1 protein-coding gene is annotated in these 838 nt (G+C 55.8%); it reads left to right on the forward strand.

Annotated elements, in window-relative coordinates; translation table 11 throughout:
* Positions 1 to 838, forward strand: an 838-nt coding sequence (locus VL52_RS24900) for an IS3 family transposase (RefSeq protein WP_144410394.1), incomplete at both ends; no start/stop codon positions are given.

Consider the following 838-nt stretch of genomic DNA (forward strand, 5'->3'; position numbering starts at 1 on the left):
AACCGGTTGAAACGGCTGGTGGCCGAACAGGCGCTGGATATTCAGATGCTGAAAGAGGTGGTCTCAAAAAACTGACGCGGCCCGACCAGCGCTGTGATGCTGCCCGGCAACTCATCGCTAGGCACGGTATTTCTGAACGTCGGGCCTGTCGCTTGTTGTTGGTAACGCGCAAGACCTTTCACCGCAAGCCTGCCGAAGATCGGAATGCGGCGTTGCGGGTAAGATTGCGTGAATTGGCCGAACAGCGCCGGCGTTTCGGCTCGCCACGGTTACATGCTTTGCTGTGCCGAGAAGGCTGGATAATCAACCACAAACGAGTGGAGCGGGTCTACAAGGAAGAAGGCTTGTCGCTACGCTTGCGGCGACGAAAGAAACGGCCAAGCCACCTTCGAGTGGTGCTACCAATGCCGGAGGGACAAGACCAGCGTTGGGCGATGGATTTCGTTTCGGATACGCTGTGGAACGGTCGCCGTATCCGAGCGTTGACCGTGGTGGATACCTGGAACCGTGAATCGGTTTGGATTGAGGTGGATCACTCGTTACCTGGACGGCGTGTCGTGCGGGTTTTAGACCAGTTACTTTGTGCGGGGCGTTGCCCAAACCTGATTCAGGTTGATAATGGGCCAGAATTTACCAGCCGAGCACTAGATGAATGGGCGTATCGACACGGCGTGACGCTGCAATTCATCCGGCCAGGCAAGCCTGTTGAGAATGCATTTATTGAGAGCTTCAACGGGCGATTCCGGGAGGAATGTTTGAACCAGTCCGTCTTTCACAATTTGCAGGATGCAAGACAGACGATTGAAGCGTGGCGGCAGGACTACAATCATGCCCGCCC

This window comes from Chromobacterium vaccinii, from assembly GCF_000971335.1.
Lineage (GTDB): Bacteria > Pseudomonadota > Gammaproteobacteria > Burkholderiales > Chromobacteriaceae > Chromobacterium > Chromobacterium vaccinii.